The sequence below is a fragment of the Vibrio sp. 03_296 genome (assembly GCF_002265885.1).
On the sequence record NZ_NPKW01001068.1, the window covers coordinates 1 to 1,478 of the forward strand.

1 protein-coding gene and 1 pseudogene are annotated in these 1,478 nt (G+C 49.2%); both read left to right on the forward strand.

Annotated features, from left to right (window positions below; translation table 11 throughout):
* The first annotated feature begins 58 nt into the window (after positions 1-58).
* Positions 59-1,237 (forward strand): annotated as a pseudogene (ugpC, locus tag CIK04_RS29855) (sn-glycerol-3-phosphate ABC transporter ATP-binding protein UgpC).
* Positions 1,234-1,478 (forward strand): DeoR family transcriptional regulator (locus CIK04_RS29860; protein ID WP_142995040.1); only part of this gene is annotated, 245 nt, incomplete at its 3' end. The pseudogene ugpC and the gene CIK04_RS29860, both read left to right, overlap by 4 nt.

Below are 1,478 nucleotides of genomic sequence, written 5' to 3' on the forward strand. Positions count from 1 at the left end.
CTGCCGCCTGTTTGTGGTGGTCAGTCTCACAGCTGGTTTGTTAAAGGATTAGTAGAAAGTGAAAAATAATCAGAACATCCAATATTCATCCGATTCGCCGCTCAATCTCTGCGGAGCCGATCATGTTAGACATTCAACAACTGGTAAAAACGTATGAAAATGGCCACCAAGCGGTAAAAGGCGTTGACCTGGCGATCCATCAAGGCGAATTTATTGTCTTAGTTGGCCCATCAGGGTGTGGAAAATCCTCAATATTGCGCTCTATCGCGGGACTAGAAGCGATCACCTCAGGAGAAATTCACCTTGCAGGACGACGCGTCGATAACGAAAAGCCTGCCAACCGTGATATCGCCATGGTGATTCCAAAACTATGCGCTCTATCCAGCATATGAGTGTGTACGACAATTTGGCATATGGACTGAAAATCGGGGCGTCAGCAAAAGCACCATTGCAGAAAAAATTGCCAAAGTCGCCAAACGCATCAAGATAGAGAGTATCTCCGACCGAAGCCCGCCAAACTCTCTGGTGGCCAACGTCAGCGTGTGGCGATGGGACGAGCGATTGTTCGCGATCCACAACTGTTCTTATTTCGACGAGCCCCTCTCCAACCTCGATGCTGCGCTGCGGCACACATGCGTCTGGAAATCAAAAAATTGCAGCGAGAGCTTAGCGTCACTAGCGTCTACGTCACCCATGATCAAGTGGAGGCCATGACCCTTGCCGATCGTATCGTGGTTCTCAAACAAGGTGAAATTGAACAAATTGGCACACCCGCAGAAGTGTATCACCAACCTGCTAGCACATTTGTCGCCAGTTTCATTGGTAGCCCTGCGATGAACTTCCTAACTGCCTCAATCAGTAATGGGAAACTGCAATTGGCGGGAAAACAGTGGCCAGTGCCATACGATGCCGACTTAAACTGCAACACACTCACGTGGCATCGCCCGAGCACGCCTCACTACACCCCATCGATGATGCCATCGAGCTGAGTCTCAACATTCAAGTGGTTGAACCCTTGGGACCAAATCAATTGGTGCATGGCAAAATTAAAGGTGAGTATGGTGAGGACGATTTTATTGCGGTTACCGCAGAAATGCCGCTGACCATCGGTGAAAATCTACCAATTTGGGTACGCATAGAACAGTTGCATCTCTTTGATGAACAAGAAAAACGCATTCCACTCTCGGCTCAATCTCCATCCGTCGATGCGCGTCAGCAACAGAGACAGCAGCAATGAGGCTGGCAGTGAGCTTATCCACTCGACAAAAACAGATCCTCGCGTATTTGCAGCAAACCCACGGGGTACTTTCCAGTACCCTGCTTTCTGAACGCTTTGATGTGTCGGTGCAAACCATTCGTAAAGATATGAATGACTTGAGCGATAAAGGCATGGTGCGTCGTGTGCACGGAGGCATCTCACTCCCCAGCGCCAATGACAATCTCTCTTTTACCAATCGCGATCTGCTCAATCTCTCAGC